This window comes from Kribbella voronezhensis (genome assembly GCF_004365175.1).
GTDB classification, from domain to species: Bacteria; Actinomycetota; Actinomycetes; order Propionibacteriales; family Kribbellaceae; genus Kribbella; species Kribbella voronezhensis.
On sequence record NZ_SOCE01000001.1, the window covers coordinates 4973784 to 4998707 of the forward strand.

The 24924-nt window shown below is 68.0% G+C and carries 25 protein-coding genes; 16 read left to right on the plus strand and 9 right to left on the minus strand.

Features of this window, described 5'->3' with window-relative positions:
• Window positions 1-20: 20 nt before the first annotated feature.
• Window positions 21-809 carry an alpha/beta fold hydrolase gene (locus EV138_RS23255; RefSeq protein WP_133980907.1) on the minus strand — a complete coding sequence of 263 codons (789 nt, stop codon included), beginning with the start codon at window positions 807-809 and terminating at the stop codon, window positions 21-23.
• Window positions 810-1023: 214 nt separating this feature from the next.
• Between EV138_RS23255 and EV138_RS23260 the strand changes: the two genes are divergently transcribed.
• Entirely contained in the window at window positions 1024-2136 is a 1113-nt protein-coding gene (locus EV138_RS23260; protein ID WP_238158300.1) for a hypothetical protein, read from the plus strand.
• On the opposite strand, the gene EV138_RS23265 is transcribed toward EV138_RS23260, so the two are convergent.
• Window positions 2060-3409: an MFS transporter gene (locus EV138_RS23265; RefSeq protein ID WP_133980908.1), complete on the minus strand. Its 1350-nt coding sequence runs from the start codon at window positions 3407-3409 to the stop codon at window positions 2060-2062. The genes EV138_RS23260 and EV138_RS23265 overlap by 77 nt on opposite strands.
• The gene (locus EV138_RS23270; protein ID WP_166678660.1) at window positions 3406-3996 is read right to left on the minus strand and encodes a helix-turn-helix domain-containing protein; all 591 of its coding nucleotides are present in this window, start codon (window positions 3994-3996) and stop codon (window positions 3406-3408) included. Before EV138_RS23270 ends, EV138_RS23265 begins: the two co-directional genes overlap by 4 nt.
• Window positions 3997-4207: 211 nt before the next feature.
• On the opposite strand from EV138_RS23270, the gene EV138_RS23275 reads away from it, so the two are divergent.
• The 3 genes from EV138_RS23275 (at window position 4208) to EV138_RS23285 (ending at window position 7248) form a co-directional block, all read left to right on the plus strand.
• Entirely contained in the window at window positions 4208-4573 is a 366-nt protein-coding gene (locus EV138_RS23275; protein WP_133980910.1) for a hypothetical protein, read from the plus strand.
• A gap of 285 nt (window positions 4574-4858) precedes the next feature.
• Window positions 4859-6109, plus strand: coding sequence for a class I SAM-dependent methyltransferase (locus tag EV138_RS23280; protein ID WP_133980911.1), 1251 nt, complete (start codon window positions 4859-4861; stop codon window positions 6107-6109).
• Window positions 6110-6141: 32 nt separating this feature from the next.
• Complete coding sequence (locus EV138_RS23285) at window positions 6142-7248, plus strand: hypothetical protein (protein WP_238158301.1); 1107 nt, start codon at window positions 6142-6144, stop codon at window positions 7246-7248.
• A 316-nt stretch (window positions 7249-7564) separates the two neighbouring features.
• Here the strand turns inward: EV138_RS23285 and serC are convergent, their stop codons facing one another.
• Complete coding sequence (serC, locus tag EV138_RS23290; RefSeq protein ID WP_133980912.1) at window positions 7565-8689, minus strand: phosphoserine transaminase; 1125 nt, start codon at window positions 8687-8689, stop codon at window positions 7565-7567.
• Window positions 8690-8817: 128 nt separating this feature from the next.
• Entirely contained in the window at window positions 8818-9651 is an 834-nt protein-coding gene (locus EV138_RS23295) for a phytanoyl-CoA dioxygenase family protein (RefSeq protein WP_133980913.1), read from the minus strand.
• A gap of 122 nt (window positions 9652-9773) precedes the next feature.
• Between EV138_RS23295 and EV138_RS23300 the strand changes: the two genes are divergently transcribed.
• Window positions 9774-10589, plus strand: a complete 816-nt coding sequence (locus EV138_RS23300) for an AraC family transcriptional regulator (protein WP_133980914.1) — start codon at window positions 9774-9776, stop codon at window positions 10587-10589.
• Here EV138_RS23300 and EV138_RS23305 read toward each other — a convergent pair.
• On the minus strand, window positions 10586-11257 hold the full coding sequence (locus EV138_RS23305) for a DUF2293 domain-containing protein (protein WP_133980915.1): 672 nt from the start codon (window positions 11255-11257) through the stop codon (window positions 10586-10588). The genes EV138_RS23300 and EV138_RS23305 overlap by 4 nt on opposite strands.
• Before the next feature lie 3 nt (window positions 11258-11260).
• Window positions 11261-12373, minus strand: coding sequence for a citrate synthase 2 (locus EV138_RS23310; RefSeq protein WP_133980916.1), 1113 nt, complete (start codon window positions 12371-12373; stop codon window positions 11261-11263).
• Window positions 12374-12475: 102 nt separating this feature from the next.
• Here EV138_RS23310 and EV138_RS37355 point away from each other — a divergent pair, with 102 nt between their 5' ends.
• Window positions 12476-13078, plus strand: coding sequence for a hypothetical protein (locus EV138_RS37355; RefSeq protein WP_166678454.1), 603 nt, complete (start codon window positions 12476-12478; stop codon window positions 13076-13078).
• Between the two features lie 30 nt (window positions 13079-13108).
• Complete coding sequence (gene pdxH, locus EV138_RS23320) at window positions 13109-13735, plus strand: pyridoxamine 5'-phosphate oxidase (protein WP_133982075.1); 627 nt, start codon at window positions 13109-13111, stop codon at window positions 13733-13735.
• On the opposite strand, the gene EV138_RS23325 is transcribed toward pdxH, so the two are convergent.
• On the minus strand, window positions 13684-15888 hold the full coding sequence (locus EV138_RS23325) for an MMPL family transporter (RefSeq protein WP_133980918.1): 2205 nt from the start codon (window positions 15886-15888) through the stop codon (window positions 13684-13686). The genes pdxH and EV138_RS23325 overlap by 52 nt on opposite strands.
• Window positions 15889-16071: 183 nt before the next feature.
• Here EV138_RS23325 and EV138_RS23330 point away from each other — a divergent pair, with 183 nt between their 5' ends.
• The 5 genes from EV138_RS23330 to EV138_RS23350 all read left to right on the plus strand — a co-directional run bounded on the left by EV138_RS23330 (window position 16072) and on the right by EV138_RS23350 (window position 20134).
• Window positions 16072-16764: a TetR/AcrR family transcriptional regulator gene (locus EV138_RS23330; RefSeq protein WP_238158302.1), complete on the plus strand. Its 693-nt coding sequence runs from the start codon at window positions 16072-16074 to the stop codon at window positions 16762-16764.
• A gap of 334 nt (window positions 16765-17098) precedes the next feature.
• Window positions 17099-17392 carry a hypothetical protein gene (locus EV138_RS23335; RefSeq protein WP_133980920.1) on the plus strand — a complete coding sequence of 98 codons (294 nt, stop codon included), beginning with the start codon at window positions 17099-17101 and terminating at the stop codon, window positions 17390-17392.
• A complete protein-coding gene (locus EV138_RS23340; protein ID WP_133980921.1) occupies window positions 17392-18345 on the plus strand; it encodes an SPFH domain-containing protein in 954 nt (317 codons plus the stop codon). Before EV138_RS23335 ends, EV138_RS23340 begins: the two co-directional genes overlap by 1 nt.
• Before the next feature lie 4 nt (window positions 18346-18349).
• On the plus strand, window positions 18350-18976 hold the full coding sequence (locus EV138_RS23345; RefSeq protein ID WP_133980922.1) for a CGNR zinc finger domain-containing protein: 627 nt from the start codon (window positions 18350-18352) through the stop codon (window positions 18974-18976).
• A gap of 348 nt (window positions 18977-19324) precedes the next feature.
• The gene (locus tag EV138_RS23350) at window positions 19325-20134 is read left to right on the plus strand and encodes an SDR family NAD(P)-dependent oxidoreductase (RefSeq protein WP_133980923.1); all 810 of its coding nucleotides are present in this window, start codon (window positions 19325-19327) and stop codon (window positions 20132-20134) included.
• Between the two features lie 19 nt (window positions 20135-20153).
• Here EV138_RS23350 and EV138_RS23355 read toward each other — a convergent pair whose 3' ends face one another.
• Window positions 20154-20888 (minus strand): hotdog family protein, encoded by a 735-nt coding sequence (locus EV138_RS23355; protein WP_133980924.1) that lies wholly within the window; start codon window positions 20886-20888, stop codon window positions 20154-20156.
• A gap of 261 nt (window positions 20889-21149) precedes the next feature.
• Here EV138_RS23355 and EV138_RS23360 point away from each other — a divergent pair, with 261 nt between their 5' ends.
• From EV138_RS23360 to EV138_RS23375, 4 genes are all read left to right on the plus strand, one after another.
• On the plus strand, window positions 21150-21782 hold the full coding sequence (locus tag EV138_RS23360) for a TetR family transcriptional regulator (RefSeq protein ID WP_133980925.1): 633 nt from the start codon (window positions 21150-21152) through the stop codon (window positions 21780-21782).
• A gap of 138 nt (window positions 21783-21920) precedes the next feature.
• A complete protein-coding gene (locus tag EV138_RS23365; RefSeq protein WP_238158303.1) occupies window positions 21921-22883 on the plus strand; it encodes an ROK family protein in 963 nt (320 codons plus the stop codon).
• Window positions 22880-24010, plus strand: a complete 1131-nt coding sequence (gene nagA, locus EV138_RS23370; RefSeq protein ID WP_133980926.1) for an N-acetylglucosamine-6-phosphate deacetylase — start codon at window positions 22880-22882, stop codon at window positions 24008-24010. Before EV138_RS23365 ends, nagA begins: the two co-directional genes overlap by 4 nt.
• Window positions 23998-24921: a 1-phosphofructokinase family hexose kinase gene (locus EV138_RS23375; protein WP_133980927.1), complete on the plus strand. Its 924-nt coding sequence runs from the start codon at window positions 23998-24000 to the stop codon at window positions 24919-24921. The genes nagA and EV138_RS23375 overlap by 13 nt, the downstream gene beginning before the upstream one ends.
• Window positions 24922-24924: the final 3 nt, after the last annotated feature.

Here is a 24924-nt window from a genome sequence, read left to right on the forward strand (position 1 = left end):
GTCTCCCCGAGGCTCGGCGATCAGCCGGTCGTGCGGATGATGTCGGCGATCTGCGGCGCGTGCGTCAGCACCAGTCCGTGATCGGCGTCGATCCGGAAGGTGTTGATCTGCGGCTGGTCCTGCACCAGCCGATCGAAACCCGCCTGCCAGTTCTGGTTGAGCGCACGCCCTTGGCTGCTGTCGCCTGCCATCGCCGCGGACATGATCATGGTGATCGGCCGGTCGATCGTCCGGTAGCGATCGAGGATCCTGGCTCGGATGCCGTCGAGCTGGACGTTCAGGTCGAGAATTTCCTGGGCGGTGAGCAGCACCTGCCGTGGCGTGCCGCGCAAGGTCTCTTGGTGTTCCGCCTGCTGTTCCCACAGCGCGCGGAACAAGGGCAGGTCGGTCGCTGTGATGAACGGCTCGGGGACCGGATTCGCGCCGTCGATCAGCAGGAGTTCGGTGACGCTGCCGGGATGCTCGGAGGCGTAGTGCACCGCCAGGTCCGCTCCCAGGGAGTAGCCGACGAGTACGGGTGTCGCCTCCGGCTGGATCCGCTGTTGGGTCGACGTCACGGCGGTCAGGTCGCTGAGGAAGTCCGCGAAGAGATAGCTGTCGGCAGCCGAGGAAAGGCCGTGGCCGCGCAGGTCGAAGGTCACTACGTCGTAGTCGTGCCGCAACAGCCCAACAAGCTCGTGCAGATCGGCCTGCGTCGAATTGAGTCCAGGACAGAGGATCATCGGCCGCCCGTGCCCGCCGCGAGACATCGAGATCGTGACGCCGTCGTGGTGGATCGTGGAGGTCTGTACGGCTGTGTTCGTAGTCATGTGCCCATGGTGGAAGGTTGACCCTGCGTCAGGGTCAAGCTCAGCCGCCAACCTGGACCACTCGGCGGATCGGGGGTCCACTAGCCTGGGCCGGTGGACCCCCGGACCCGACGGCTCGTCACCTCTGTCGTACTGCTGGCTCTCATCGCCATCGTGGTGATCGCGGCGCTCACCCGGTGACCGCTCGGCTCCGCGCCAGCTAACGTTCTGCGCCATGACCACCACGGGAGCGCGGTCGCCGTACCTGATGCGAGCGGGACTGGTCCGCAACGTACGGACCGCGGAGCATCTGACCACGTTCGTCGTGTCCGGTGTCTCGACCGTGCTGATCACCCGGTTGATCCTCGGGCTGAGCGGCTATCCGCAGATCGGCGGCAAGGGTCTGCACATCGCGCACGTACTGCCCGGTGGCCTGCTGATGCTGCTGGCGATCTTCCTGCTGCTCGCGTACGTCGGTCCGGTGGTGCGGCCGGCCGCCGCGCTCGTCGGCGGCGTCGGGTTCGGCCTGTTCATCGACGAGGTGGGCAAGTTCATCACCTCGGACAACAACTACTTCTACCAGCCGGCCGCGGCGATCGTGTACGTCGTGTTCGTGCTGATCGTGCTGGCTTCGAGGTTCGTCACCAACCGCCGGCCGATCGACCCGAAGGAGCAGTTGGCCAACGTCGTCGACCACGCCGTCGAAGGAGTCTCCGGAGGACTGTCCAAGATCCGGAGCGCGCAGGCGACGGAACAGCTCAACCAGGTCGATCCTCAGCTCCAGGGGTGGTCCGAGACGCGCGCGCTGCTGCTCGCCTGCCCTCCCGACGAGGTAGAGCTCGCTGCTCCGGTCGACGCTGCCTGGCGTGCCGTCCAGCGTGGCTTCGAACGGCTTGCGACTCACCCTTACGCGCCAAGGGTGGCGATCGCGGTACTGGTGGTGCAGGCGATCGGTGCACCGGCTATTGCGGCCGGGATCCGGTTCGACGACGGACGGCTGCTGACAGATCTCCCTGTGCTCGGAGTGGCAGCAGGAAGCTTGCTGTCGGCCACGTTCACCTTCCGGGGCGCGTTGCGGTTCCGGCGTGGAGACCGGGTGCGCGCAGTACGGCTGTTCGAGCTGGCCGTGCTGGTGTCGCTGTTGGTGACCCAGGTGTTCCAGTTCGCCGGGACGCAGTTCGCGGCGGTCGGTGGGATGACGCTGGACCTTGTCCTACTGGGCTTGCTCGGTGCCGAACGCAACCGGCTACGGCATGGGCCCGCTGCCCCGGCTAGTCCGAGGATGTGGGGCCTGCCACCAGATCCGGACGCTCCACCGTTCCCTGTGGACCCCGGCGATCCCGCTTAGTCGCGCGGCCGCCCCAGTTCTCGCCGCGCCCGATCAAAACCGGTGCCGTGGTCGCCACGAAGTACAGGCAGCCTGCGGCGAGCAGTGCGGGGACCAGCCCGATGCCTGCGATCGCTGCGCCTGCTACGACGCCGCCGAGCGGCACCCCGGTCCAAGCGATGGCGTTGGTCAGCGAACCGACTCGGCCGAGCATGTGCCGCGGGGTTCGTTCCAAGAACAGCGCACCCAGTACGGGGTTGATGAAGCCGGCACCGACGCCGCCGATGGCGTAGACAAGCATCACGGACCACACGGGCGCGTCGAAGGCCAGCAGGACGAACCGGGGCGCACCGCAGACGAGGAACGCGAGCGTGAACACCACCTTGCGCGGAATCTTGTCGCCGATCGCCGAAGCCAGCAGGGCGAACAAGGTCGCGGTGATGCCGAACGACAACAGGATCAGGCTGGTGTGCCCGGGACCGAAGCCGTGGTCCTTGATCCAGACCGGCAGCAGTACCGCGCCGATCGCCGCGTCGAGCAGGTTGGTGACTGCGATCATGAGGACGAGCGGCATCATCAACTTGTCCCTGCGGAGGAACTGCCAGCCCTCCCTGAGTTGCGCGAAGTAGCTGACCTCGTCACCGGCCGACGGCGTACTGGTTTCGACGGTCGGTCGCGGCACCCAGGTCCTGATCAGTGCCGCGCAGACAGCGAAGGAGACGGCGTCGACCCACAGCGCGTTGACCGTGCCGACGAGAGTGATGAGCCCGCCCGCCACGCCGTACGCTATGAACCCCGCCAGGCGCTCTGTGGTGCTTTCCAAACCGGTCACACGTTCCAGCGGCACCTTGGCGGCAGCCGCGATGTCGGGGACCAGGGTGCCTTTCGCTGCGTCGCCTGGTCCGCGCAGTGCTCCAGCTACGGCGACTATGGCAAGCAGTGCCGGGAACGAGAGCAGGTGCAGGGTGTGCAGCAGTGGGATCAGCGCGACGACACCCGCGCTGGCGACGTCGGCGGTGACGCTGATCCGGCGTCCACCGATCCGGTCGATCAGTGGGCCGCCGAAGGCTTTGCAGAGGACCAGCGGGGTCATCTCGACGAAGGCGACCAGACCGGTCTTCATCGGCGACCCCGTGCTGACCAGGACGAACCACGGGATCGCGATGGCGCTCACCCGGGTGCCGCACAGCGACACCACGTTCGCGACGAGGAAGGCGATCAGGGGCGCCCTGTACGGCGTACTGGTGGTGGCCGTGGGCTGTTCGGTTGCACGTGGCGTCGTGACGGTGCTCATCGGGTTTCCCGGGGGTAGGCCTGGATCTGGACGGTGACCTGTTTCGCGCCCTCGGGGATCGGTGCGGTCAGGTCCTCGGAGCGGTACTTCTCCAGCACGGCCAGCACCTCTTGCATCATCTGGTGCGTCTCGGCGGCGGAGAGACGGAAGAGGTAGTCCGAGATCAGGGACGCCTCGCGCCACTCCGGGGCCATGGTCTGCAGGCTGTCGATGGCCTGGAACATGTTCTCCGCGTAGATCTGGCCGACGCCGTGCAGGAAGCCGAGAGTCAGCTCCGGCTCCTCGTCGAGCAGCTTGCCGGTGTCGAACGCCGTCCCCTGGTGCGCGGACTTCCACCACCGGTCCCGGGCGTTCCCGCGGCTGTCGTCCTCGACCACCAGCCCGGCCTCGGCCAACTGCCGCAGGTGGTAGCTGGTCGCCCCGGTGTTCACCCCGAGCCGCTCAGCGAGCGTGGTCGCCGTGGCAGGCCCGTGCACCCGCAGCAGCCCCAGCATCCGGTTCCGCATCGGATGCGCCAACGTCCGCAACAGCCGGCCATCAAGCTCAACTGTCCTGGCCGGGTCGGTGGGCTCGTCGTTTTGGCTCATGACAGCGAGCATAGAACTGCAAAGGTGGTTTGCAAAGACCTTTTGCAAACCGATTTTGCGATCCGTCTGAGCGTTGTCTGCGGTGGCGGGAGTTGTCCACAGGCGGGGAAGTTGCCGGTGAGCGGGGCGGTGTTCGCGGCATCTTCTTCGGTGAGCGGGAATGCCTTGGCCGGTCGGGCCGGGGCGGTCGCTGACGAGAGAAGGAGCAGACATGGTGCGGGTGATGCTGGAGGACACGGACTACTGCGACGTTCCGGCGGACCTGATGACGTTCGACGAGGGCGTGGTGGTGTTCTGGCGCGACGGCGAGGAGGTCGGCCGGCACCGCCAACTGCGGATCCGGTCGCTGGAGATGCTCGGCTCACGGTCGATGGGCCGCCGGATCGAGGAGGCCCGGAAGACCTTCCCGAACGCATACCGGAGCTGGAGTCAGGAAGAGGAGGAGCGACTCGCGGAGCTGTACCGCGACGGGGTGGGCCTGGACGTGCTGGTCAAGGAACTCGGCCGCCAGCCAGGCGGAATCGAGACCCGCCTGCGCAGCCTCGGGCTGCTCGGCGACGACGAAAAACTCAGATGACCAGCCCGATACTCAAGCAGCAGCAGCGCCGAGCAGAGGTCGGTGACCTACGCCCTGGTGGGCGGCAATCTGCGAACAGGCAACCACGGTGGACCCGCCGAAGCCGACCGTCGCAGGGCGTAGCGAGTGAGCTGAGGGCGAGTTGGTGGGGCAGGTTGGCGGGCGATGCGAGTGGGTTGACGCCGAGGTGGTTGTGCAAGTTGCGGGCTGTTCCGGCGCGGGCTCTTGACGTCGCCGGGCGAGACCGTTTTGTGATCGGCTGGAGCGGTCAGCGACAATGGCGCGATGCAGGCAGAGTCGGGTCCGGGTGGCCCCATCGACGAGCCGGACGACGAGTCCGGGCCACGGGACGTGATCCGTGGCGCGCTGCTGGCACCGCAGACCCTGGTCCGCGCGATCGGATCCGGCCGGCGCCGGGGAGCGGACGCCCCGCAGTACCAGCGGGTCGAGCTGCGGTACGTCGATCTCAAGGGAGTCCGCCACCTGCAGATCACCGAGTACGACGAACGCCAGGCGCACACCCGGAACGCGGCGGCCGGTCCGCCGGCGGCCGAGTCGGTGGACGGCCTCCTCGCGGCGCCGTACGGGAACTGGCATGTCGAGACGACCGACGAGACGCTTCGGCTGCGCTACACCAAGAAGGGCAAGTCGCTGCTGCATCGGCAGGGCGAGAGCCACGAGCAGAAGACCGAGCACGACCGGGTCAAGCGGCGTGTCCTCGATCCGGCCGCGCCCTTCCTGATCGAGCTCGGTATCAGCGACCACCTCGGCCGGGTCAAGCCGTCGCGCCAGTCGAAGTACAAGCAGATCGAGGAGTTCTGCAAGCTGCTGGCGCCGGCAGTGGACGAGGCGCTGGCCGCCGGACGGATTCCGGCCGGTCGGCCGCTCCACGTGGTCGACCTCGGCTGCGGGAACGCCTATCTCACGCTCGCGGCGTACCACCTGCTGACCGCTGCCGGGCACGACGTGCGGATGACCGGTATCGATCGCACGCCCGTGGCCCGCGCACGGAACACCAAGCGGGTCGAGGCGCTGGGCTGGCAGGATCACCTGCGGTTCGTCGACGCGACCATCGCCGATGCCGAGCTGGACACCCCACCGGATGTGGTGCTGGCGTTGCACGCGTGCGACACCGCCACCGACGACGCGCTGGCCCGGGCGGTCGGCTGGCAGGCTCCGCTGGTGCTCGCGGCACCTTGCTGCCACCACGACATCCAGAAGCAGCTCAAGAACGTCGAACCACCGGCGCCTTACGGACTTCTCACCAGGTATGGCATCGTTCGTGAGCGGTTCGCTGACGTGCTGACGGATACGCTGCGAGCAGCCGTGTTGCGTCAGGTCGGTTACCGGGTAGAGGTGGTGCAGTTCGTGGACAGTGAACACACGCCGCGCAATCTGTTGCTGCGCGCTGCCCGGACGGGTGCGCCGGCGGGGCCCGAGGTCCGGGCGGAGTACGAGGCGCTGGCCGGGGAGTGGCAGGTCAAGCCACGGCTGGCGGAGCTGGTCCTGGATCTCAACCGCGAGGCGGTGTTCTGAGCTTGCTGCGAAACGCCCTGACCGTGACCGCCGTGACCCTGCTGAGCCTGGCAGGGGCCGCGGTACCCGCCGGTTCGGCCACGGCACTCCAGCAAACCTCCCCACCGCAAACAGCCCCGCAACAGGTGCCGCTGGCCGATCCGCTGCCCGCGCCGAAGAAGCTGTTCACGATTCGCGACGAGCGGATCGACGAGTCCTCGGGGCTGGCGAAGAGCCAGCGGTACGTCGGCATCTGGTGGACGGTGAACGACTCCGGCGACACCGCCCGGGTGTTCGGGATCAACGCGGCCGGCAAGGTCAAGGCCGAGCTCAGCTTCAAGGCTCCGGTGAAGGACGTCGAGGCGATCGCGGTCGACCGCGAGGGCACGATCTACATCGCCGACATCGGCGACAACAAGTCCACCCGGGACATGATCGAGGTCTACACGATCCCTGAGCCGGACAAGCTCGAGGACGCCACGAACGTGAAGTTCCACCGGTACGACTTCAAGTACCCCGATGGCGCCCACGACGCGGAGACGCTGCTGATCCACCCGGAGAGCCGGCAGATGTTCATCGTGACCAAGGTCGCGAAGGGTCTGGGTGGCTTCTACGCCGGGCCGGAGACGGCGTCGCGGGAAGGTACCAACGAGCTGACCAAGATGGCCGACGCGCCGGCCGGGGTCACGGACGGCACGTTCATGCCGGAAGGCGAGACCGTCGTTCTGCGCAGCTACGTGGACATCGCCCGGGTCAACTGGGGCGAGGTGCCCAAGGTGGTCGGGCGCGCGGCCACCCCGCTGGCTCAAGGCGAGTCGGTCGCGGTCGGCCCGGACGCGGACGACAACTCGGTTCTGGTCGGCAGCGAGGGCAAGGGCTCGGCCGTCTACGAGATGTCGATGCCCGCGGTCAAGGGCGCTGCCGCCAGCCCGACCGCCACTCCCGCACCGAAGAACTCGGCCGCCGACAGCGGCACCACCAAGAAGAGCCACAACCTCCGCTGGATCATCATCGGCGCGGCCTTCTTCGCCTTCGTCATCACCATCATCACCTTCCCACCCGGCCGCCGCGAACGCCTCGACCGGATGGCCGAAAACGCCCGCCTCACCGGCCAGGCCCCACCCGACCAACACCCCCGCCGCCGAACCCCCGCCGCCTGACATCCCAGCCCCGGCTGACGTGCCAGCCCCGCGTGAGGTGCCAGCCCGGCTGACGTGCCAGTCCTGCGTGACGTGCCAGCCCCCGGCTGACGTTCCAGCCCCGGCTGACATCCCAGCCCGCCTGACCTTCCCGCCCCGGCTGACGTGCCAGCCCACCTCACCTCCCAGCCCGCCTGACCTTCCCGGCCCGGCTGGCGTGCCAGCCCGCCTCGCCTCCCAGTCCCCTGACCTTTCAGCCCGGCTGGCTGACCGGCTTGTGGGCAGAAAATAAGCAGCCGTCCGCCTAAGGGCGAACGGCTGCTTAAGGTGAGGAGGGTCAGCGGAGCTTTTCGACGGTGTAGTCGATGGCTTGGGTGAGCTTCTCGACGTCGTCGGGATCGACCGCGGGGAACATCGCGACGCGGAGCTGGTTGCGGCCGAGCTTGCGGTAAGGCTCGGTGTCGACGATGCCGTTCGTGCGCAGTACCTTGGCGACCGCGGCGGCGTCGATGGAGTCGTCCAGGTCGATCGTGCCGATGACGAGCGAGCGGGCGTCGGCGTCGGTCACGTACGGCGTGGCGTAGTCCGACTTCTCCGCCCAGGTGTAGAGCCGGTTGCTGGAGTCGGTGGTGCGCGCGACGCTCCACTCCAGACCACCGTTGCCGTTGATCCAGTCGGTCTGCTCGGCCATCAGGAACAGCGTGGCCAGCGACGGCGTGTTGTACGTCTGGTTCTTGCTGGAGTTGTCGATCGCGGTCGCCAGGTCCAGGAACGCCGGGATCCACCGGCCGGACGCGGTGATCTCCTCGACCCGCGCCAGCGCGGCCGGCGAGAGGATCGCGATCCACAGGCCGCCGTCCGCCGCGAAGCACTTCTGCGGCGCGAAGTAGTAGACGTCGACCTCGTTCAGGTCGACCGGCAGGCCGCCCGCGCCGGAGGTCGCGTCGATGGCGACCAGCGCGCCCTCGTCGGCGCCTTCGACGCGCTTGACCGGCGCCATCACGCCGGTGGAGGTCTCGTTGTGCGGCCACGCGTACAGGTCCACGCCCGCCTCGGCGACCGCGACCGGCCGGGTGCCCGGGTCGGACTTGATCACGCTCGGCTCGCCCAGGTGCGGCGCGAGCTGCGCGGCCTTGGCGAACTTGGAGGAGAATTCGCCGAAGCTCAGGTGCTGGCTCTTCTCCCGGATCAGCGCGAACGTCGCGATGTCCCAGAACGCGGTCGAACCACCGTTGCCGAGCACGACCTGGTAGCCGTCCGGCAGGTTGAACAGGTCCGCGACGCCCTGCTGGACCCGGCCGACCAGGTTCTTCACCGGCGCCTGCCGGTGCGAGGTGCCGAGCAGCTTGGCGCCCTCGGTCGCCAGCGCCGCGACAGCTTCCGGGCGCACCTTGGAGGGACCGGCGCCGAAGCGGCCGTCAGCGGGCTTGAGCTCTGCGGGGATGATGATGTCGCTGGTCACCAGCGGTTCCCTTCGTCGTCTGGCTGAATGCTTGCCGACGACGCTGTCAGCGAACTCCAGTGTTCCACACCTCCGACACACCCCCGTAACAGGCCCGTACTCCGAACCCTCGGTACGCCGTACACCGGCTACTCGTGTTTGCGGGTGATCTTTTGCTCGCCAGTGAGGACGGCTACCTGGCCGGCGTCGGTGGTGACCCATTCGCCGCAGGCGCCGCCGCCTTCGGCTACGTCGAGGGTGAGCGGCGTGCCGTCCATCCGCAGCGCCGGGTGGTAGTACTCCGCGACCTGCTCGGCCTCGCCCTGGATGTAGTGGCCGATCAGTGCTCGCCGGAACCGATCGCTGGTGACGTTCGGCGCGCTCCCGTGCACCAGTGCGCCGTGGAAGAACAGCACATCGCCCGGCTCCATCTCCACCGGTACTGCGGCCGCTGCGTCGGGCAGCGGCACGGTCACATCGGTGAAGCTCACCTTCGTGTCCGCCTTCTCCGTGCACAGGATCGGCCACCGGTGACTACCCGGCACGACCTCCAGGCAGCCGTTCACCTGGTCGACCCGATCGAGCGCCATCCACGCCGCCACGCACGTACCGGGCTCGGCCTTCAGATAGAAGTTGTCCTGGTGCAGCGCCTGCCCCCGCGACCCCGGCGGCTTGAAGTAGATCATCGTCTGTACTGCGTACGGCGACCTGCCGAGCAAGGCGGTCATCACGTCGTCGAGACGGTCGTCGATCAGCCATTGCAGGGAGAGCTCGTCCCAGCGATGCATCTGCGCCATCCGCGGGTACCGGCGGAGCGGGTCGCGGCTGTTGGCCTGTACGCCGACTACGTCATTCGCGTACGAGCCGCGCTTCCGCAACTCCATGTAGTGGTCCCGGAGCCGCTCGACCTCGTTCACGCCGAACAACCCGCGCACCAGCGTGTACCCCGAACGGTCGAACTCATCCTTGAACGAATCGCTCATCCACATCTCCTGTGCTCGATCCACCGTGAGCATCCGGCGGCGCATACTGAGAACCAGACAAGGCAATTCTCTGAGAGCAAGCACCGATCGGCCACGGATGTTCGACGCAAGGACTTGAAGTTTTGACGCATCAGCCAGCGATCTCCAAGGGACTCGACCTGCAGCTGCTCTCTCCGCCCACCTTCTGGCGATGCGAGCCGAGCTGGTCCTGGGTGTCGCGTCCACTGCCGGACCATCTGCTGTGGTGCGTGCTGGACGGCATCGGCCGGCTGGAACTCGACAACCGGGTGACCGAGCTGGGCCCTGGAATGTGCGCCGTCTTCAAACCAGGAGATGCCCCGACGGCGAACCACGACCCGCGCAGGCGGTTGCTGGTGTTCGGTATGCACTTCACGCCCAGGCGGCCCCCGGCGGACGTAGTACCGGAGGCGCGGTGGGCGGAGGTGCGGGATCGGGTGCTGCTTGGTGCGTTGGCGCGGAGCTCGGATTCGGCGTACAGGCGAGGCGATCGGTTGGGGGAGCGGCAGGCCGAGCTCTGTCTGGAGCAGTTCCTCTGCCTGATCTGGGAAGCCGCGCACGGTACGCAGGCGAGCAGTGTCGACACAGCGATCGAAGAGGTCGCACAGCTGATCCGGCAGGATCCCGGGCGCGACTGGAGTGTCAGTGAGATGGCAACGCGTGCCTCGCTCTCGCGTGCTCAGTTCACTCGCCGATTCGTCGCCCAGAACGGTATGGCGCCGGCGCAGTACCTGATCAACGCAAGGATCGACAGAGCGCACCAGTTGCTGACGGAGACGAGCATGACGATCACCCAGATCGCCGCTGCCCTCGGCTACGCAGACGTGCCGTACTTCAGCCGCCAGTACAAACAACGCACCGGCCGCCCACCCAGCGCCACCAGACCACGCAGTACAGAATCCCGCGCCGGGAGCAACTAACCCGACAGTGGTCGACGCCAGCTCTCCAGTACTTCGTCCAGCTGCTCGCGAATCCGGTCCCGTGCCTCGGAGCGCGGCACGCCGGCCATCAGCAGTTCGTCGTACGGCGTGTTCTCGTGGCGGACCGATGCGGCCACAGCGAGCGTGATCGCGTTCTCCTCCAGAGCACGACCAGCGGCCGATCTCCCCACCCGACCGCTGCTCCGAGTGCCCGCGTGGTTCGCGATCGCCTGAGCTCGCTCGGCCGGGCAGCCCGGGAAGAGTCGCGAGATCTCAGCGGCCATCCGCTGCTGGAACTCGACATCCTCGACAGCTCGCTTCTCCCGCGCACGTTCCCGCTGCCGTTCCCGTACGTCGGAGTCGGCCAAGCACTGCTCCTCGGCCAGCTCCAGCGCGGGCTGCTCGACCAGCACGCCCTGTCGTTCGTACCGTTTGCGGGCACGACTCCAGCGCACCACAACCGCCGACAGTGTGCTCGCCTTGCGGGCCCGGCGGGTGAGGGCCGTGTTGCCCGACGGGATGAAGACCAGGTGGTCGAGATCCATGCAGGCCAGGCAGTGCGGCACATCGTTCTCGAGCCGCATCAAGACGGCTTCGGTCGTTTCGCAGTCCGCGCAGGTGAACTGCTTGAGCGGCTGGATGACCAGCAGGTCCTCGACCTTCGGCATCGGTCAGGCCCAGGAGGGGTTCCAGCCCTCAATGTCGGTGGCCGGGCGGGTGTCCGGGCCGGAGTAGATCGCCGACGGGCGGATCAGCCGGCCGGTGCGCTTCTGCTCCAGCACGTGCGCGCTCCAACCCGCAGTACGGGCGCAGGTGAACATGGAGGTGAACATCGGCGGTGGCACCTCGGCGAAGTCGAGCACGATCGCGGCCCAGAACTCGACGTTGGTCTCCAGCACCCGGTCCGGGCGCCGCTCGCGCAGCTCGGCGAGGGCGGCCTTCTCCAGCGCCTCGGCGACCTCGTAGCGCGGCGCGTCGAGCTCCTGCGCCGTACGCCGAAGTACGCGGGCGCGCGGGTCCTCGGCACGGTACACGCGGTGGCCGAAGCCCATCAGCCGCTCACCGCCGTCCAGCAGGCCCTTCACGTACGCACGGGCGTCACCGCTCTTCTCGACGCCCTCGATCATCGTCAGCACGCGGGCCGGCGCACCGCCGTGCAGCGGGCCGGACATGGCGCCGACAGCACCGGACAGCGCGGCAGCGACGTCGGCACCGGTGGACGCGATCACCCGAGCCGTGAAGGTGGAGGCGTTCATACCGTGCTCGGCAGCGGACGTCCAGTACGCGTCGACAGCCTTGACGTGCTTGGGATCCGGCTCGCCACGCCAGCGGATCATGAACCGCTCGGTGATGGTGGTCGCCTTGTCCACCTCGCGCTGCGGAACCATCGGCTGCCCGATGCCGCGCGCGGCCTGGGCGACGTACGACAGGGCCATCACTGCCGCACGGGACAGGTCGTCGCGCGCCTGGGTGTCGTCGATGTCGTACAGCGGCCGCAGTCCCCAGGCCGGAGCGAGCATCGCCAGCGCGGACTGGACGTCGACCCGGATGTCACCGGTGTGCACCGGCAGCGGGAACGGCTCAGCGGGCGGCAGCCCCGGGGTGAATGCGCCGTCGACCAGCAGGCCCCAGACGTTCTCGAACGGCACCCGGCCGACCAGATCCTCGATGTCGACCCCGCGGTAGCGCAGCGCGGAGCCCTCCTTGTCCGGCTCGGCGATCTGGGTGTCGAAGGCGACGACTCCCTCGAGACCGTGCTGAACCTCGGTTTTCGGATCTGACATCAGCCGCTGACTCCCTTGTCGATTGAGGCGCCCAGGAAGCATAGTTCTCCAGCTCGCGGGACGGACAGATCTGTGACCGGTTCGGCGATTACGCTCGCCGCCATGACAACCAAGCCGAACCCGGTACTCGGGCTGCTGATCGGGGCAGTGCTGGCCTGGGGTAGCGCCACGGCGATCAACTATGCAGGCATCAAGCTGAACGTCTTACGGGCCGCCCGCTTCGACAACAGCCTGTCGGACGGTCTTCCCTGGATACTGCTCATCCTCGCGGTCTCGGCGGTGGTCGGGCTCGTGCTGTCGATCCGCACGATCAGCGGCGGTGCTCTGGTCGGTGCCGGCGGCTTGCTGACTGCAGTGGGCGTGGCGGTGTTCACCTTGCCGCTCCGCCAGGCCTTCGACCTGTCCAAGTTGTTCGTGATCCCTGGTACGAATCCAGCGGGTTACGTCCTGTGGGACGGCTCGGTGATCTTCGTCGGGACGATCCTGCTGGTGCTGGGCGTACGACGCTGGGCGACCGACCTCCGCAGTACGTCGCTGAACGGTCCGGGTTATCAGCCCGGCCAGCAACTCCCGACGCAGTACCCGGGCCAGCAGTACGGCGGTCAGACGTTCCCCGGGCAACAGAGTCCCGGGCAGCAGAGCCCTGGGCAGCAGGGCGCTCGCCAGCAGGACTACCCGCCCCGGGGTGGAGCGCAGCCGCGCTGATCTAGGCTCGGAGCCGTGGACCTTGCAGAGATGCGGCAGACGTACGGCCTGGGGGAGTTGCTGGAGAGTCAGGTCGACGCCGACCCGATCGTGCAGTTCGGGCAGTGGCTCGCGCAGGCGACCGAGGCGGGACTGGCGGAACCGAACGCGATGGTGGTCGCCACCGCGGACGCGAACGGCCGCCCGTCGGCACGGACCGTCCTGCTGAAAGGCCTGGACGAGCGCGGCTTCGTCTTCTACACCAACCAGCAGTCCCGCAAGGCCGATGACCTGGCCGCCAACCCGTACTGCGCTCTGGTGTTCCCCTGGCACGCCATGGAACGCCAGGTTCGGGTAGAGGGCGTCGCCGAGAAGCTGCCCTCCGAGGAGGTCGAGGCGTACTTCGCCACCCGGCCGCGCGGGTCGCAGCTAGGCGCCTGGGCGTCCCAGCAGAGTCAGCCGGTAGCGAGCCGCGAAGAGCTGGACGCGCAGTACGCCTCGTACGAACGGCAGTGGCCGGACGGCACCGAGATCTCGGCTCCCTACTTCTGGGGTGGCTACCGGATCCGGCCCGAAGCCTTCGAGTTCTGGCAGGGCCGCACCGGACGCCTCCACGACCGCCTGGCCTACCGCCGTACCAGCTCCTCCTCCTGGGAACTGCTCCGACTCCAGCCCTGATCGACGGCGGGACCGGTCTCACGGAATCCGTGCCGCTGCCACCAGCGGGCCAGTGGGGCCGGTGCCCACCAGTTGGCCCTACCGAGTAGGCGCATGGTGGCGGGGACCAGCAGCGCCCGGACTACGGTCGCGTCGAGCAGGATCGCGATCACCAGGCCGACCCCGATCATCTTCACGAACACGATTCCCGAGGTGGCGAAGGCGCCCACGACGATGATCAGCAGCAACGCGGCACTGGTGATGATTCCGCCGGTCCGTTGCAGCCCCAGCGCGACCGAGCGCGTGTTGTCCCCGGTCCGGTCGTACTCCTCCCGGATTCGGCTGAGCAGGAACACCTCGTAGTCCATCGACAGCCCGAACAGTATGGCGAACAGCAGGACAGGATTGGTCGCGTCCAGGAAGCCGGCGGGGGTGAAGTCGAGCAGGCCGGCCAGATGGCCCTCCTGGAAGATCCACACCATCGCGCCGAAGGACGCCGAGAGCGAGAACACGTTCATCAGCAATGCCTTGGCAGGCAGGACAAAGGAGCCGAAGGCAACAAACAACAGGACGAACGTGACGAGCACGATGAACCCGGCCATCCAGGGCGCGCGCTCACGCAGTACGTGCAGAAGGTCGACCAGTGCCGCGGTGTCTCCACCTACCTCGACAGTCGTTCCAGTGGGCGGTTGCACTGCGCGGACGGCCTTCACCACGGCGCGAGCCGGCAATTCCTGCGACGTGTAGTGGGTGTGGACCAGGATCGACGCGATTCCGTTCTTGTAGCCGCCGAGTCGAACGTCCTGGACATCGCGGACCTGACCGAGTTGCCGCAGGTAGGGCGCCAAAGCCTGCTGGACAGTCGTGGCAGGCGGTGGTGTAGCGAACCGAACCGCCACCTGTACTTCGGATCCGCCCGCGCCGGCGAAGTCGTTCTGCAAGGTCTCGGTGACCGTGCGGCTGTTCGCGCCGGCTGGTAGGGCCCGGTGGTCGACACCACCCAATTGCGCTTGCAGAAAGGGGATTCCGAGCACGAGCAGCAGCGGAACCAGCACTACCACGTAGATCACCGGCCGCCGCATCACGCTGTGCGCGAGCCGGTACCACGCGCCGTGCTCGGCCGCACCGAGTCCGCCTCGCCTTGCCAGCCAGGGCACCTTCAACTTGTTCACCCGATCGCCGAGCACCGCCAGCAGAGCGGGCAGCGCCGTCAGCGCCGCGACCATCGCCACCAGCACGGCCGCGGCGCCGCCGTACGCCATCGAGCGCAGGAACATGACGGGGAACAACACCAGACTGGAGATCGCCACTCCGACGGTGACACCGGAGAATGCGACCGTCCGGCCGGCCGTACTCATCGTCACGGTCAACGCGGTCTCGACGTCGTTGCCGAGAGCAAGCTGTTCGCGGAACCTGGTGACGATGAACAACGCGTAGTCGATCGCCAGTCCGAGCCCGATCATCGTGACGATGTTGATCGAGAACACCGAGACATCGGTGAAGGTGGTGAGCGCCCGCAGTACGACAAAGGCGCCGAGGATCGCCAGACCGCCGACGAACAACGGGAGGCTGGCCGCGACCAGGCCGCCGAAGACGACCACGAGCAGGATCAGCACGATCGGCAGGGAGATCGTCTCCGCCTGCACGATGTCGTGCTCGGTCTGCGTGTTCACCTCGTCGAACACGGCGACCTCGCCGCCGACCTTCACGTCGAGTCCGGCCGGCGCCTGCCGGACCTTCTCCGCGATCGTGTGGAACGTGGCCAGCCGCGCCTCCGCATCGGCCCCGGCGAGCGTCAGTACGGCGTACGTCGAGTGCTGGTCCTTGGAGACGAAGGCCGCGGATCCGGTACTCCAGAAGGTCGTCCTGCCGACCACATCAGCGGATGGCAGCTCCGCGAGGTCCTGCTCGACGGCGGAACGGAAACCGGGATCTGCCACCGTTTGTGTCGGGCTGCGGTAGAGCACGATCACGTCGGTGCCGGTCCGGCCGATGTTCTGCTCGATCGTGCGAACGGCCCGGTACGCCTCGCTGTCAGGGGCGTCGAACCCGCCGTTCGCGAGAGCGCCGAACACTCCCGTGCCCCAGGCGATCGCGGCCACCACGAACGCGCCGGTCAGCGCGAGCACCAGCCGACGGTGCCGGTAATTGAATCTGCCGAGGGTCTCGAACACGGCGCGTCTCCAGAGGTATTTAACACTGGTCGCTCAAGTGAACAGCGTTAACGGTTAACGGTGTAAACACTAACCTCGTGTCCGGCCCCGCTGTCAAGGAAGTTCGCGATACCGTTCGGGCGACGGAACAGGAGAGGGACTGTGGAGGTATCGAGCCGGCGCGATCGCCAGCGGGCAGCGACCGTGGCGGAGATCAAGGCCGCGGCGCGGAAGCTGCTGGTCGGCGGTGGCCTGTCCGCGGTCGGCCTCCGTGCGGTCGCCCGCGAGCTCGGGCTCAGCGCGCCCGCGCTCTACCGGTACTTCGGCAGCCACGAAGACCTCATCTCGGCCTTGATAGCCGACCTGTACGACGAACTGACGGCATACCTGATCCAGCTTCGCGACAGCGACCCCGCGGCGGATCTCGGCGACCAGCTGTTCGGGATCGCCGGGGGACTGCGGGACTGGGCGCTGGCGCATCCGGCGGAGTTCGGGCTGCTGTTCGGAGCGCCGGTGCCGGATCCGCTCGACCCCGGGCACGAGCTGACCGCGGGTCATCAGGCGGCGATGCGATTCGGCGCGGTGTTCGTGGAGCTGGTGACGAAGGTCTGGCATCAGCAACCGTTCCCGAGTCCGCCCGAGGAACTGCTCGGAACCGAGCTGCTCGGCCAACTCGAACAGAAGGCCGAGTTCTTCGACGGGATGCCGCCCGGGGCGGTCTATCTGGCGCTGACCTACTGGACCAGGCTCTACGGGCTGATCTGCATGGAGGTCTTCGGCCAGCTGCACTGGGCGCTCGACGACGCAAGCGCGTACTTCGCGGCGCAACTCCGCGAGATCGGCGAGGGACTCGGCCTCGACTGCCCGCCGGTCGACGACGATTCCGGCAGCGCCTGACGAAGCCGGCGCACGGCGAACCGGGATATCGGCGTTCAGGGAAAATAAAAAAGAGACCCGTGGACGCTTCCAGAGACACGACCGGGTGGCCGAGCTCGGGGTCAGGCGGACTTTCCTGACTGTCCACGGGTCCGGTGGCTGGCGTTGAACTGGCCGACCACTTGCCCACTGATTAGTGGTTGGCGGTCAGCCCGCCGCCACCTCACGAGTCCGATTGCAATTCATGCGTTGGACCACCTCCCTTCGCGTGTACCTGAAACCTACGTCGCGACCGCGAGGTGTTCAAGGGAGTTTTCGCCGACGGCTGAACGGCTTCTCGTGGTCTCATGAAGGCATGGTCTTCGAGCTCGGTCTGCCCGTCATCCTGTTGCTGTTCGGAACCGTCTGGTTCGTGGTGTCGTCGTACCGCCGGGCTGCCATCGCGGAGCAGACCGTGGCCGAGCTCAACGCCGAGACGAAGGCGCTGATGCGGGAGGTCCGGACGCTCGAGAAGGCGGTCGCGGCTGCCGAGCAGGGTCTGCGTACGCTCAGCTCGCATCCGTCGGTACCGCGGGACGTCGCGGTCACCGCCGACCTGACGCTCGCCGACATCCGGCGACTCACCGAGGGCAAGGAGCTCGACCACTGATGGCAAAGCTGGGGAACGCGACCGCGGTCGCCAAGGGCGGCAACGTGAAGATGAAGGTGGTCGGCGGTCTGATCCTCGCGGTGATCGCGCTGATCATCCTGCTGAGCATCTTCAACTTCGCCAGCACGGACGCGAACCGGATCGGGCTGCACTACGGCGGCGGCGTGATCGAGGACAAGAAGTTCAAGTCGATCATCCCGCCGGGTTCGACGAACAAGCTGATCGGGCCCGGCGACAAGCTGTACACCTACCCGATCGACCAACGGTCGTACATCATCGGCGGTGCCGGCGCGGACACCGACGACGCCGACGAGGTCACCGTGGTCAGCAAGGACAACGTCCGGCTCGGGATCCGGGTGCAGGTCTACTTCACGCTGAACCGGGACGCGAAGGTGCTCCAGCAGTTCCACGAGCGGATCGGGCTGAAGACCGAGGCCTACACGACCGAAGGCTGGGACAAGATGCTGCAGGCCTACTTCCGGCCGCAGATCGACCGGGCCCTGGCGGCCGTCGGCACCGACTACCTGTGGAACGAGCTGTACAACAACGAGGCCCGCAAGACGAAGTTCCAGAACGCGGCCGCGACGAAGTTCACCGACATCCTGGCCGCTGCGGTGGGCGACGACTACTTCTGCGGACCGTCGTACAACGGCACCAACGCGTGCGGCGAGTTGTCGTTCACGATCCAGAAGCCGACGCCGCTGGACAAGGGCATCATCGACGGGCTCGAGGCCAAGCAGCGCGCCGAACTCGCCAAGCAGGCGCAGGAGCAGAAGAACCAGCAGATCAACGTCGAACTGCAGTCGGTCAAGCAGCAGGTCGCGTTGCTCGGGTCACAGGGCTACCTGCTGAAATCCGCGATCGAGTCGGGCAAGATCCAGTTCATGGTGATCCCGCAGAACGGCAACGTGAGCATCCCGGTGCCGACCCCGACCGCGACCACGCCGCGCTGAGCCGATGTCCGCGCTGCCGTCCCATCTCGAGCTGGTGCAGGGCGTCGTCCTGCCCAGGCCGGTCGGCGCCGACCCGGTCCTCGATTTCCTGAACACCCGCTCCGAGTGGGCCGGCCGAGGGCCCGCCCGGAGCGAATGGCTCACGTCGTACGAGGCGCTGGTGATCTGGAGCGGGTACGTCGGCCTGCTCTCCGACGCGAGCGTCTTCCGGCTGATCGAGCAAGCCGCCGTCAAACCCACCGACGCCGCCCGCCGGCTGGCCGCCGCCCGCGAGTTCCGCGCCGACCTGTACGACGTACTCACCGACTCGGCCGCGGCCGGCTCCTTCGACGCGGTCGCCCGCGTGATCGACAAAGCCGGCGCCCGCCGACGGCTCCTCGCAGTACCGGCCGACGGCGACGGATTCCGGGCCGCCTGGGAGCTGCCGGAAGACCTCGGCCTGCCGCTCGACCAGCTCGCACTCCTGGCGGCCGACCTCCTCACTGGCCCGTCCCGCGACCATGTCCGCGCCTGCCCCGGCGACGCCTGCGGCTGGCTCTTCCTCGACCCCCGAGGCCGCCGCCGCTGGTGCTCCATGTCCACCTGCGGCAACCGCGCCAAAGTCCGAGCCCACGCCGCGCGCACCAGGTAGTACATCCCCACGCACCTCCTGCGTCGGCGCTCCCGCCCACCCTGGGTTCGCAGCTCCTCCGTCGCGGCTCGATAACTGCGCGCCGGTTCGGTGCCGCGCCGACTTGGCGAGCTGGTCCGTCGTCGCGGGTGCTCCAGGAACATTCCAGGCCCTCCGTCCTCGCCGCTGTCGTCGCGCACCCTGCCTCGCCGCTACTGCCCTCGCCCACCGTTCCTGACTGCTCAGCACCCACCTACTAGCGACCCCTTATGCAACCCTAGGTTGCGCATTCTCCGTCCTGTCTCTAGAGTCATGTGCAACCAATGGTTGCTATTCGCAGCTAAAGCCGTCGCTTCTGGAGGGGTAAATATGAGCGGGTTGCTGAACGGTAAGAACGCCGTGATCTACGGCGGTGGAGGTGCGATCGGTGCCGCCGTCGCGCGGGTATTCGTTCGCGAAGGGGCGCGCGTCTTCATCGCCGGCCGGACGCAGGCGAAGCTGGATGCCGTGGCGCGCGACATCGCCGCGATGGGTGGCGCCGTGGAGACCGCGCAGGTCGACGTACTCGATCAAGAGGCGGTGGAGAAGCACGCTGATGAGATCGCGGCGACAGCAGGCGGTATCGACATCGCGCTCAACGCGGTCAGTGTCATGCACGATCAAGGCACCTTGCTCGCGGATCTCTCGGTCGAGGAGTTCATGCGGCCGATCGACGGGTTTCTGCAGGGGTTGTTCATCACCAGCAAGGCGGTGGCGCGGCATATGGGTGGCGAGCGTCCTGGTGTCATCCTGACGCTGTCCGAGCCGGGTTCGAAGCTCGCGGTCGGCGGCATCTTGGGCCACGGTGTGAGCGCGGCCGGCAAGGAAGCCTTCACCCGGCTTTTGGCCGCCGAGTTGGCGCCCAGCAACATCCGGGTGATCGGCATCCGACCGCACGCTGTGGTCGACGCACCGGCCGCGGGTTCCTACACCAAGGACCTCTTCAAGCCCTTGGCTGCAGGCGCCGGTCAGTCGGTCCAGGAACTGCTCGAGGACGGCAGCATGGCGCAGAGCACACTCCTCAAGCGGTTGCCGACGCTGTCCGAAGTCGCCGAGACCGCCGCCTTCCTGGCCTCGGACCGAGCCGGCTCCATCACCGGAACCATCACCAACCTCACCGCCGGCACCCTGACCGACTGACCCGCGAGTCCGCTGAGTTCTAGTTGAACACTGACGGGTCTACCAGGAGCCAGGTTTGGTGGGCTCGGGCGAGGATTCGGCCGTCGGCGTCGTAGAGGGTGGTGGCGGTGTGGGTCTTGCGGCCGTCTTCGGTGAGGAGGCGGCCCATGACGACGCAGGGCTCGCCGGCGGGTGGGCGGGCGTCGATGCAGGCGGTCATCTGGCCGAGGACCGACGGGCGGCCGTCGAGGTCGATCGTCCAGCCGCCGGGGCAGTCCAGGGCGGCCCAGAGGTAGACGGGGTCGACCAGGCCGTCCTCGCCGGCCAGGTCGGCGGCGGGATGCCAGGTGCAGGCGGTTCGGCCGTCGCCGAGCGGGCCGGGGCGCAGTTGCAGGCCTTCGGTGTTCTCCGGCCCGCAGGCGAAGCACCCCGGAAACGGGTGGTTGGAAAGACCCCGGTACGACGATTCCGCCGCGCGCGCCTCGTCGGGGCCGACCGGGTCGATCGCCGCGTCGGTCAGGTTTGCCGCGTCGACAGCGAGCGCTTCAGCGACCACGGCGTCGCCATTGGTCAGCCGGGCCGTGTCCGCGTCGACAGTGAGCTCGAGGTCGAGCCGCAGTGGAGGCGGCACCATCAGGCGCACCCGGGGAACCGTTCCGTCGGCGGCAACCCGGGCGAGCGCCGTACCGACTGTTCCTGCGACGTAGCCGCCGTTGCCCGAGTGGGCCGGGCCACGGAACCGCGGCGCGATCCGCACCACCTCACGCGTCGTCATGCCGAGAAACCCTAGCCGCGCTGCTCTTCCGGGCCCCGCCGGGGGAGTGCTCGCCACCACTTCGGAGCGGTCGGCCGGTCAGATGTGGCATCGATTCCGGCCGGGAGCACGGGGAAACCCTCGTTTCCCGAGGATCTTTGCAGATTTACTGCCCTGACCACTCTCATTCAAACGTCCGTTTGAACTATGCTGACTGCAGGCTACGGCGCGTGAGCAGGTGGGGTGCCTGAGCGAGCAGTGGCCGGGGGGAAGGAGAACTCTGTGGAAACACCCGTGGAATCGACCCGGGAAAGACTGCTCAACGTCGCCGAGCAGAGGTTCGGCGAGGGGGGTTACGAAGGAACCTCGCTGCGCGCGATCACCGTCGCCGCGGCCGCCAATATCGCCGCGGTGAACTATCACTTCGGCTCGAAGGAGGCGCTGCTCAGGGCCGCCGTGGCGCGCGCGATGGCGCCGGTGAACACCGAGCGCCGGCGCCGGCTGGACCAGTTGGAGGCGAAGGGCCGGCCGACCGCCGAGCAGTTGATCCGCGCGTTCGTCGAGCCGGGACTGGATCTCGTACTGCGTCGCGGCGAGCGCGGGCCGGTGGTGGCGAGGTTCATCGGCCGGATCGCGTTCGACCCGAGTCAGCGGATCCGCGAGTTGTACGCCGCCGAGTCGGACCCGGTCGAAGCCAGGTACCTCGCGGCGTTGCAGGCGGCGTTGCCGAGGGCCGCGCCGGAGTCGGTCGCGTTCGGGTACGTGAACATGCTCGGGTTGCTCGCACTGCACCAGTCGCAGGCACTCACCCGCCCGCCGGGTGAGCCGGCCGAACCCAACGACGATCCCGGCAAGCTGGCCGAGAACCTGATCGCCTTCCTGGTCGCCGCCTTCGACCGCGGGCTGCGCGCCTGACGCAAACGGTCGACGCGGCCGCGAACCGTGCACGAAGACGCTCGAACGACCCCGATTCAGCCAGCCGCCGCGTTCATGGTGTCCAGAAAATGCTCACGGATGTTCGAACCGCTGGGTAACGCTGCATAATGGCACTCCGTGGACCCCTGTGAAGTCGTGGTTGCCGTCGATCTCGGTGGAACCCGGATGAAGTGCGGCCTGGTCGCCGCCGACGGTGCCGTGCTGCACCGCGAGACCAGGCCGACGCCCCGGGTTGTGGTTGACGCACGAGGCGGGGGTCGCGCCGTGCTCGAAGCCCTGCTCGAAACCGTCGTCGAACTCGGCCAGAAGGCGGCCGCCGACGGCCATCGGGTCCGAGCCGTCGGCGTCGTGGTGCCCGGCATCATCAACGCCGAAAGCGGCATCGTCAGCGCGGAGAACCTGGCCTGGGCCGGTACGCCGGTGCTCGCCGAACTCAAGGCCGCCATCGGCGACCAGCACGTCATCCTGGCGCACGACGTTCGCGCCGGCGGCTACGCCGAGCTCCGCCAAGGCGCCCTGATCGGCACCACGAACTCGCTGTTCCTCCCGCTCGGCACCGGGATCGCCGCGGCCATGGTCGTCGACGGCTCACTGGTCAGCGGCGACGGGTACGCCGGCGAGCTCGGCCACACCCGGTTCGTCAACGGTGAGGCCGCCGAACTCTGCGCCTGCGGCCAGTGGGGCTGCCTCGAGACGGTCGCCTCCGCCGCCGCCCTGGCCAGACGGTACGGCGTACGCAGCGGCCGCGTCGTCGACGGCGCCCGTGAGGTCCTCGAACTGCTCGCGCAGGGCGATCCGGATGCCGAGGCCGTGTGGAAGGAAGCGCTGGCCGCTCTCGTCGACGCCCTCGTCATGTACACGACGCTGGTCGCGCCGACCCGGATCGCGATCGGCGGTGGCCTGGTCGGAGCCGGTGAGACCCTGCTGGCACCGCTGCGCGAAGGAGTCGCCGCGCGGCTCACCTTCCAGCGCAAGCCGGAGATCGTCGCCGCTGTTCTCGGCGAAGAGGCCGGCTGCCTGGGCGCCGCCTTGATGGCGTGGGACAGCATCACCGACGAGAGCGGAGAGCAGACGGTATGACGACGTATCGCGTGGCGCGCCTGGTCACGCCCGACGACGTACTGGAGAACGCCTGGATCCAGGTGGTCGACAGTGACATCCTCGCGTTCGGGCGCCGCTCGGACGGGATGCCGGCCGACGGGCTGCGCCCCGAGGACCTCGGCGACGTCACGGTGGTGCCTGGTTTCGTCGACATCCACACCCACGGCGGCGGCGGTTCGACGTACTCGACGACCGATCCCGAGGAGGCCCGCAAGGTCGCGGCCTTCCATGCCAGGCACGGCACCACGACGACGATGGCGAGCCTGGTCACCGCACCGCTCGACGACATCGTCGAGCAGACCGCCTGTCTGGCCGACCTGGTCACCGACGGCGTGATCGCCGGCGTCCACCTCGAAGGCCCGTTCCTGTCGGAGGCCCGGTGCGGTGCTCATGAGCCGACCCTGCTGCGCGATCCGGTCGAGGGTGACGTCGCGAAGGTGCTCAGCGATGCCGTCAAGATGGTGACGATCGCGCCGGAGCTGCCGAGCGGCCTGGACGCGATCCGCCAGGTCGTCGACGCCGGAGTGGTCGCGGCGCTCGGGCACACGGACGCGACGTACGAGCAGATGATCGCCGGGGCGGATGCCGGTGCGACCGTGGCGACCCACCTTTTCAACGGGATGCGGCCGTTCCATCACCGCGACCCGGGTCCGGTCGGCGCCGCCCTGAACGATCCGCGGCTGCTGCTCGAGGTCATCAACGACGGCATGCACCTGGATCCGCAGGTGGTCCGGGTCGCGCTGGCCGCGGCCGGGGTCAACCGGATCGCGCTCATCACCGACGCGATGGTGGCGACCGGGATGCCGAACGGGCGGTACATGCTCGGCAGTCTCGAGGTCGACGTGAAGGACGGGCTGGCAACGCTTGCCCACGGCACCCATTCGATCGCCGGCAGCACCTTGACGATGGACGTCGCGTTCGCCAACGCGGTCAAGGCCGGCACGTCCTTGGTCGACGCTTCCCGGATGGCGTCGACAACGCCGGCCCAGACGTTCGGCTGGTACGACGTGGGTGGGATCGAGACCGGCAAACGAGCCGATCTGGTCGTCCTGGACGAGGAGTACGCCGTCCGCAAGGTGATGCGGGCCGGCGCGTGGCTGGACTGATCGGGACCGTCACCCTCAACCTGGCCCTCGACGTCACGTACGGCGTCGACGAACTCGTGGTGGGTGGCAGCCACCGGGTGACCGACATCAGACAGCGCGCCGGCGGCAAGGGCGTCAATGTGGCAAGGGTTGCGGCGACCCTCGGCCATCAGGTGCTCGCCCTCGGCTTCGTCGGCGGCGTCACCGGTGAGCTCGTCGCGGAAGAGCTGTTCGATGCGGGTCTGACCGCGCTGCTCACACCGATCAGAGGCGAAACCCGGCGAACTGTTGCCATCGTCAACGGTCAGGACGGCGACGCGACGATCTTCAACGAAGCAGGGCCGTCGGTGTCGGAAGACGAATGGCGTGCCTTCCACGACCGGATGCCGTGGGCCAGGCTCGGCGTACTGGCCTGTTCGGGAAGTCTGCCACCAGGGCTTCCTGTCGATGCCTATGCCGAACTGGCCGTCCGGGCCCGGCATCACGATGTGCTCACCGTGATCGACGCCGGTGGGGAAGCGCTCGTCGCCGCGGCGAAGGCGGGCGCCGTCGTACGCGCCAACGCGGCCGAGCTCCGCGAAGCCCTGGGCAATGACATTTCGGTCGAAGAGGGCGCAAGGCAACTGGTTGTCACCGGCGCGACGGCCGCTGTCATCACCGACGGCTCGCGCGGAATGGTTGCCGCTAGCAAGAGTGGTGCGTGGCGCGCGTTGCCGGTCGAACGCGTGGCGGGCAACCCGACCGGCGCCGGAGATGCCTGTACTGCGGTGGTCGCGGCCGCCGTCGCCGAATCACCCGAGCCCGATTGGGCCGTAGTACTCAAGTCAGCCGTGGCTGCTTCGGCCGCGGCCGTACTGACGCCGGTTGCCGGGGACATCGACCTGGCGGCGTACCAGCGGTGGCAGCCGCAGGTCGCCGTCCAGAGTCTTTAGACG

Bases quoted from the DNA above. Each gene is read 5' to 3' on its own strand.
- EV138_RS23270 (WP_166678660.1), bottom strand. From the start codon at position 3,996: ATGAGCCAAAACGACGAGCCCACCGACCCGGCCAGGACAGTTGAGCTT.
- EV138_RS23310 (WP_133980916.1), bottom strand. From the start codon at position 12,373: ATGTCAGATCCGAAAACCGAGGTTCAGCACGGTCTCGAGGGAGTCGTC.
- EV138_RS23295 (WP_133980913.1), bottom strand. From the start codon at position 9,651: ATGAGCGATTCGTTCAAGGATGAGTTCGACCGTTCGGGGTACACGCTG.
- EV138_RS23355 (WP_133980924.1), bottom strand. From the start codon at position 20,888: ATGACGACGCGTGAGGTGGTGCGGATCGCGCCGCGGTTCCGTGGCCCG.
- EV138_RS23260 (WP_238158300.1), top strand. From the start codon at position 1,024: ATGACCACCACGGGAGCGCGGTCGCCGTACCTGATGCGAGCGGGACTG.
- EV138_RS23340 (WP_133980921.1), top strand. From the start codon at position 17,392: ATGGCAAAGCTGGGGAACGCGACCGCGGTCGCCAAGGGCGGCAACGTG.
- EV138_RS23350 (WP_133980923.1), top strand. From the start codon at position 19,325: ATGAGCGGGTTGCTGAACGGTAAGAACGCCGTGATCTACGGCGGTGGA.
- EV138_RS23305 (WP_133980915.1), bottom strand. From the start codon at position 11,257: ATGCCGAAGGTCGAGGACCTGCTGGTCATCCAGCCGCTCAAGCAGTTC.
- EV138_RS23255 (WP_133980907.1), bottom strand. From the start codon at position 809: ATGACTACGAACACAGCCGTACAGACCTCCACGATCCACCACGACGGC.
- EV138_RS23280 (WP_133980911.1), top strand. From the start codon at position 4,859: ATGCAGGCAGAGTCGGGTCCGGGTGGCCCCATCGACGAGCCGGACGAC.
- EV138_RS37355 (WP_166678454.1), top strand. From the start codon at position 12,476: ATGACAACCAAGCCGAACCCGGTACTCGGGCTGCTGATCGGGGCAGTG.
- EV138_RS23265 (WP_133980908.1), bottom strand. From the start codon at position 3,409: ATGAGCACCGTCACGACGCCACGTGCAACCGAACAGCCCACGGCCACC.
- nagA (WP_133980926.1), top strand. From the start codon at position 22,880: ATGACGACGTATCGCGTGGCGCGCCTGGTCACGCCCGACGACGTACTG.
- EV138_RS23345 (WP_133980922.1), top strand. From the start codon at position 18,350: ATGTCCGCGCTGCCGTCCCATCTCGAGCTGGTGCAGGGCGTCGTCCTG.
- EV138_RS23335 (WP_133980920.1), top strand. From the start codon at position 17,099: ATGGTCTTCGAGCTCGGTCTGCCCGTCATCCTGTTGCTGTTCGGAACC.
- pdxH (WP_133982075.1), top strand. From the start codon at position 13,109: ATGCGGCAGACGTACGGCCTGGGGGAGTTGCTGGAGAGTCAGGTCGAC.
- EV138_RS23275 (WP_133980910.1), top strand. From the start codon at position 4,208: ATGGTGCGGGTGATGCTGGAGGACACGGACTACTGCGACGTTCCGGCG.